Annotated in this window: 6 protein-coding genes; 1 reads left to right on the forward strand and 5 read right to left on the reverse strand. The window is 63.6% G+C overall.

All coding sequences use genetic code 11. The features are described from left to right. The first annotated feature begins 617 nt into the window (after positions 1-617). A complete protein-coding gene (locus AB0M45_RS32870) occupies positions 618-800 on the forward strand; it encodes a hypothetical protein (RefSeq protein WP_364337206.1) in 183 nt (60 codons plus the stop codon). A gap of 95 nt (positions 801-895) precedes the next feature. Here AB0M45_RS32870 and AB0M45_RS32875 read toward each other — a convergent pair whose 3' ends face one another. The 5 genes from AB0M45_RS32875 to AB0M45_RS32895 all read right to left on the reverse strand — a co-directional run bounded on the left by AB0M45_RS32875 (position 896) and on the right by AB0M45_RS32895 (position 6,673). Beyond that, positions 896-1,855, reverse strand: coding sequence for a hypothetical protein (locus AB0M45_RS32875; protein WP_364337208.1), 960 nt, complete (start codon positions 1,853-1,855; stop codon positions 896-898). Between the two features lie 75 nt (positions 1,856-1,930). Continuing rightward, a complete protein-coding gene (locus tag AB0M45_RS32880; RefSeq protein WP_364337210.1) occupies positions 1,931-2,512 on the reverse strand; it encodes a hypothetical protein in 582 nt (193 codons plus the stop codon). Positions 2,513-2,577: 65 nt separating this feature from the next. Then, positions 2,578-4,044, reverse strand: a complete 1,467-nt coding sequence (locus AB0M45_RS32885; RefSeq protein WP_364337212.1) for an MFS transporter — start codon at positions 4,042-4,044, stop codon at positions 2,578-2,580. Continuing rightward, a complete protein-coding gene (locus tag AB0M45_RS32890) occupies positions 4,041-5,381 on the reverse strand; it encodes an MFS transporter (RefSeq protein WP_364337214.1) in 1,341 nt (446 codons plus the stop codon). Before AB0M45_RS32890 ends, AB0M45_RS32885 begins: the two co-directional genes overlap by 4 nt. Before the next feature lie 53 nt (positions 5,382-5,434). After that, positions 5,435-6,673 (reverse strand): YcaO-like family protein, encoded by a 1,239-nt coding sequence (locus AB0M45_RS32895; protein ID WP_364337216.1) that lies wholly within the window; start codon positions 6,671-6,673, stop codon positions 5,435-5,437. Between the last annotated feature and the right edge of the window lie 99 nt (positions 6,674-6,772).

Consider the following 6,772-nt stretch of genomic DNA (forward strand, 5'->3'; position numbering starts at 1 on the left):
AGTACGTGTTGGCCACCAACAGAAATACGATCGTCAAGGTGATGGCCAGAAGCGTGCGGGGATGCATATGCGGAGACTATTCGAACGGACGTGATCGTGATTATCAAGGGAGTGCAAGTCTTCTCGGCATACCCGGCTGCTTACATTCTCTTCAATTATCTACCGGGTTCGGCCGGTTGAGCGGAAATACAAGCCCATACGCCGGTCGCCCCGGACTGCTCGGCCTCGTGGCCCGGGTTCGCCAGCGGTCCCACCCCATCGGGCGGCGATGTAGTGCCGGACCGGATGTCATCGCGGCTGAGCTATGGGACTGTAGCCCAGTCCACCCGGATATCGATGAATGGCCAGTCCTCGGAATAGTCTGCCCACGCCGGCTGCAGCGGGACACCATGCGACGGGCGCCGACCCGCTCACCGCCAGTTCAACCTGGCCTGACAGTGCTCGGGGTGGATCGCCGGCAATTCCCCCGATCGTGCCGCCGCCGAACTGCTCCGTCACCATGCCGACCAGCTGCGCTTCGAGCACTCCTCGATCACCGCAGACAACGTCTATCCGGTCGCTGCGGACTGTGGGGAAGAGCTCGTTGCACGGTGCGGAGCGGAGGACAGGCGGGCCGGGTGATCTGGTTGGCTGAAGGCATCGAGCGCGTCTCGTATACCAACTTCAAAGAGTTCTTCGCAGGCGTCCTCGCCCTGAACCAGAACCGTATCGAATACCTCGAGCGCCGACGCGCAGGACCGACCGGTGGCGGCAATCGCCGCGTTCACAAACAGCAGCACGGCCTCGGCAGCCAGCGCTGAAACCACTGCGCGCGAACCGGGCTCTTCGACCACGGATACGACATCGCATCGACGTGGACCCAGACGAACGGCCGACGAGCGGTCCGGCCGATGATCTAACTCCCCTCGAGTTTGGTCCAGCTGAACTGGTTTCGCCACCGAGGCTCGTTGTCCATCCAACCGGTGAATGCCGTGATGACCTCCGCGACAGAGGCCACCACCGTCTGGAAATGAGCGTGCGGGCCGCCGTCACGATATTCCAGTTCGAAACTGCCGTCACCATGTCGGTAGGTCTGGATGTAGACCTGCTCGGCGTCCAACCGATCGAGGATCAGATAGTTGTTATTCGGCGCGGTCAGATCATTCAGCATTGCGGACACCATGTCCCGAGACGGATCATCCCGGCAGGCGCCGTTCTCGCTCACCACGCGCACCGATGCCCCGGCGGCCGGCGCCGAACCAGGCGGACCGAGCAGAAATCCGCACAGTGGGACCGCCAACGCCTGAGCTTCCCCCGGGCCGGCCACACCTTCCAGGACGAATCCGAAGAACGACCGCAAGGCATCCTCGCCGAGTTCCAGCGGATGGAAGTCCAGACGGTATTCAGGTGCGTCGACCGGACACTCACCGGCCCAGTAGGGCTGTTCGAACGACAGCGGCTCGCCGACGTCTTCGCGCACACCGGCATCCGGTGACAGACTGAGCGATCTGGTCAGAATGTCGTTCTCCCACAGCGCAAATGCCAGCGAGTCGGTGACACTGTACATCGAATGGGCATAGACCCGTCGTCCCGGCTTGGCGTCGATCAGATGGGGCGGAAGCCTCGACGGCAGCTCGGTGTAGACACCGGATCCGCACACCATCCGCACACCCGGATAACAACCGATATAGACCAGTCCGCGATCAGGGATCCCGAGTTCACCCAGAAGACGGTTCTCGACAACGTCGATCGATCGCCCCGGAAACAATTGCGTCGCCGCTTCATTCGCCGCGACCCGGTCGAGCACGGGCGTGGACCGCAACACCGGGATCGGATCGGTATCGGCATGGACCAGCATCGCGGTCTTCGCTCCCACGCTGCCTCCTATCTGATTTCGACTACATTGGACCAAAGGTCCATAACTAATAAGAGATTCACGGCGAAGAAACCACTATGCGATGAACGTAAGTCCGAAATGCGCACCCAGCCGATTGAGCGCCTTCGGGTCGCCGAAAACATCCGCCCCGCTGACGCCTAAGATTTGGGGGTCCACGGAACAGAATTTTTCGACGGTGCCCGTGGGAAGGTGGCGGACGAAGGACGCGAAGACGATCCCAGCTTCGATGTCCTCGTCATCATAACCTGGGTAAATCGGCCAGTACTGGTAGGTGCGGTTGCACTTGAACTCGAGTTCCCATCTCCCGTCGTCGTCCTCGACCAGCCGGACGTTGGTGATGGTCACCATGCCGCGGCTGCAGGCGGCGATCGACTGCAGCTCGGACTCGTACCACTCCCGCCGTTCGTCGTCGGTGCATTCTCCGATGCCGCGAAACGTCTTGTAGTCGAAGGTGTATAGGATTCCGAGCTCTTGGAGTAGACCGAGTACAGCACTCACGTCGGTGTGACCGTACCTGCTCAGCGGCTCATCGAGGTCTTTCGTGAGCAAGCGCTGCAGCTTGGGCGTGTGTTGGTCGACAAGGCCGAGTTCGACGATCAGGTTCGCGACCTCGCCGACGGTGCGTTCGGAATCCATCGAATCTTCCTCTAGGTCAACTTTGTCCACACCAGCATCCTCAGGTCGAGAGCAGTACCGAGGAATCATTGCCGATGTGACCGGCCCACGCATTGCCGAAAGGGATTCTTTGCCAACAGCTGAGGTGGGAGTCGTGGCGGGGCTTCCAGCCCAGTTCTGCCCGTGCCGCTTCGGCTGTCGGAGCCGAGGGCCACGCACGGCCGATGAACGCCACAATCCGCGTCGCCGGTGGCGCCGCAACCCGTATGTGGTGATTTGTCAGCCGCGGCGGGAATAGTGCGCAGTGCGCGAATCGGTGACAGCAGGACGGGCACCACGGCCAGGGTGCCTCCCGCCGCCGCCAGCCACAGCACACCGCGCAGTCCGATCGGCCCGGCCAGTATCCCACCGAGAGCGGCGCCGAGCGCGATGGCACCATAATTCACGACACGAAAGGTCGCCGTCATCCGGCCGAGCACGTGGGGTTCGGTCACCGACTGACGGAGGCTGACCTGATTGATACTGGCCACGGCGACACCCGCTCCCACCAGCGCGAGACCGGTGGCGAGCACCGGTGGAGCCATCGGCCCGGCAGGTGCCATCGCCAGAATCGACAGAGCGGTACCAGCCAAGAGCACTCCACCCGCTATGACCCGCCCGATCCCGGCGCGGTTCGTCACCCGGCGGTTGAGCAGCGAGCCGGCGAGCATCCCCGCGTTGCCGGCACCGAGCACGATGCCCAGAGCCATCGGCGACACCTGCAGCTCACGAATGCAGTGCAGCACCAGCACCGCCTGGCACATGCCGAAGAACCCGAACGCATTCCCTACACCGGTCGCCAACAGCAGCGGCCGCAACAGCGGATCGGCGAAGACAGCTCGCAACCCGGTCACGATCTCGGCGATCATCCCGGTATCGGTGTTCCGCGGCGGTAGCGGATCCGGCTGTCGGATCAGTAGCAGTGCCAGTCCCGAGAATACGTAGCTCACCGCATCGGCCACTATCGCGAACGGTGCGGTGATCCACTGTACGAGTATGCCGCCGATACCGGGTCCGATCAGATCACCCGCCGTGCGCGACAACTGCAGTTTGGTGTTCCCCTCGACCAGGCGCCGGGCGCCGACCAGCGTCGGAAGATATGCCTGCGAGGCCAGGTCGAAGAATACGCTCATCATCCCGACGGCAATGGCGGCGGGATACAGCAACCACAGGTGTAGCACACCGGTAGCCGCGGCGATCGGCACCGTCAGGAGGACACCGAAGCGCACCATATCGGCAACGATCATCACCCGCCTACGCCGGAGCCGGTCCACCCATGCACCCGCGGGCAGGCCGATGATCAGGTACGGGGCATAGTGCGCGGCAGCGAGCAGACCCACCTGGAACGCCGATGCGCCGAACAGCCCGATGGCGGTCAAAGGAAGTGCCAGTTCGGTGATTCGGGTGCCGACGACGCTGATCGTCTGGGCACCCCACAGTTTCAGGAAATCGGGGTGCCGGTACAGCACACCGGACGACGAGGGGGCGGTAGCGGTACTCCTCTGCTGGATCACAGGCCTGCCGCCCCCGACGCGGCCGGTGCCGCCGGCACGACTGCCCGCGGTAGGTCGCGCTGTCCAACGAAGGCGCGGGTCAACAGGATGCTTCCGGCGGACGCGACCAGGCCGAGCATGATCCACAGCGCCGCTCTCGTACCCAGCCGAGTACCGAGCATCGCACCGGCCAGGGCGCCGGCCGGGGCCGTCCCGGTCAGCAGGACCCGTGTCGTCGCCGTCACCCTGCCCAGCATTCCAGCCGGGGCATACGACTGCCGGAAGCTGGCGACGATGACGTTGCTCATCGCGACGCCGGTAATGCACACCAGCATGCCGATGACATAGAACACCACTCCGAACCCGGGTGACGTGAGCGGCACCAGCAGAACCGGAGGGCTCAGGACCAAGCCGCACAGGAGAAGGCTACGGGCCGTTCCGAAACCGGCGGCAATACGCCTGGCCAGCAGTGCACCGAGAATGGCGCCGACACCCCCGGTGGTGAGCAGGAGTCCGGCCAGACCGGGCCCCACACCCACCTCGCGGATGAGGAAAAGCATGATCAGCGCGTCATATCCGGCCAGCCCGAAATTCGACACTGTGGTCCAACCGGTGATGGGTCGGAGATACGGATCCGTTGCGACGAACCCGATACCATCGGCAATGCTCCGCCGCAGCGGCTGCCGACGCTCACTCGACAAAGGATGTACCCGGCTGTCCGACCGCCGACAACGCACGTCGCGAATGCGCACCAGGCAGGCTACTGATACCAGAAAGCTCGCCGCATTGGCCAGCAATGCGGTTGCCGCGCCGATGGCTTGGGCGAGTAGGCCGCCCAGGCTGATGCCGGCCAGGTGAGCAACACTCTGGCTGCCACGGAGCTTCGCATTTCCTTCCATCAGGTCGGCGGAGTCCACCACCGCCGGGACCATGACCTGATAGGCGGTATCGAAGAACACAGCGGCCGTTCCCGAGAGGAATGCGACCGCCAGAACATGCTCGATGGTCAGCAGGTCCAGCCAGGCCGCCACGGGGACACTGGCAAAACATGCCGAGGCGACCAGGTCCGTGACAACCATGACCTTTCCGGAAGGCAGCCGGTCGATCCAGACTCCCACCGGAAGCCCGATGAGCAGCCACGGCAGGTACCTGAGTACCGCAAGCAGACCGACCTGGAAGGGCGTCGCGTCCAACACCGTCACCGCCAGCAGTGACATGACCACAACAGCCAGTGAGTTTCCGATCTGGTTGACCGATTCGCCAAACCAGAACAGCCGGAAGTCGCGCTGGCGCCATAGTGCGCCGCAGCGCCTTTCGGACCCCTGCGACCACATATGCCACCGACCTTTCACACCCATCAGCCGTCCTGCGCCGGATCCGCACCGTTCGGCGCGAAGGAATCGGCAGCGAGCTACCGGCCGTCGCCGGCGAGTGCGGGCAATGTGTGGATTCCCCTGCCGGTCGGCAGGACCGGAACACCGGTACGGCTGAGAAAGAAGGTCTCCAAGCCCGGAACGAGTACGGTGACGACCGGAACTGCCGATTCCACGGAGTTCCACCGCAGGTAATAGCCTGACATGCCAGCCATTCCCAGAGCGTGAGCCACGGTCTCGAGCTGGGACTCCACGGACACCGGTGGCGGATCCCACCATCCCGACGGCCGATGCGGTACCGGTTGGCTCTTCTCCGAAAGATGGGTGCCATCGAGCGTCATACAGCGCTCGAGCACAGGCCAGGATTCGAGACGACCAAGTTTACGGCGCAGCTGAGCCAGGCGTTCGGGCTGCTCGGAATGAGTCACATGAGTCTGGAGAAGTTCGCCCAGGGCACGTTCGACCGCGTAACCGGGTGTCGTGGATGCGCCCGCACCCCCGGACACCACATAGGTGGGACGCGACGGCAGTGCGCAGTAGGACGGCACCCCGATATCCGTCGTTATCTCACAGATCAGCGGGGAGCATCCCATGGCGTGCTCGATCTGTTCGCACATTTGCCGAAGGTCGTGCGGGAGGTCGACCGGGTCGACCGTCCGGGCAACCGAATCGGCGGAGGTACACCAGTCCAGGAGGGACAGAGAAAAGGCATCGCCTTCGATGACCTCCAGCAGCGCGTGCAGCAGCGCCTCCGGCTCCGACACACCCGCAGCCGTACCGAAATTCGTCGAATAGCGCAAATACGAGTGATAACCGACGTCTTCGCCGGGTATGGGATACTGCAAAAACCAGGGGAATCGCGCAAATGCCGGATACCACAGTGCATCGGTGCCCGCATGAATCGGATCGAACCGCAAACAAGCGATCCGCGCATCCGGGAATTCAGCGGCAAGCCGAGGAATGAGGGCGTCTCCACGCAGTGCGGGCTGATCCGCTATTCGCTTCGCCGGAATCAACCGCATCCGATCGGCATTACCCCGGAACGCGTCGAAGCCGGACTTGTGGCAGAAGTTCTCCCAGGCCTCGAATAGTGCACTGGCGTGGGCCTGCGGCCCGGCTCCGCGCCCCGAAGCATCGGCCACCACGCTGCTGTCCCGGGTGCGGAGCAGGCATCGAACGACACTTGTCCGCGTTTCGGACCGGGTGATCAGTTGTGCCGAAAGAGCTTCGCGATCGAACTCCTCGCGCAGTACACCGACTGCGCTCTCCGGCGCCATATGGCGAGTGTTCAATACCCGCAACGACCCACTCCCTCCGTCGAGCCCGACGAGAATCGGCCATCGAATGGCGCTCGGGCGGTTACACCGCCCGAGCGC

The organism is Nocardia sp. NPDC051787 (genome assembly GCF_040681325.1).
Classification (GTDB): domain Bacteria; phylum Actinomycetota; class Actinomycetes; order Mycobacteriales; family Mycobacteriaceae; genus Nocardia.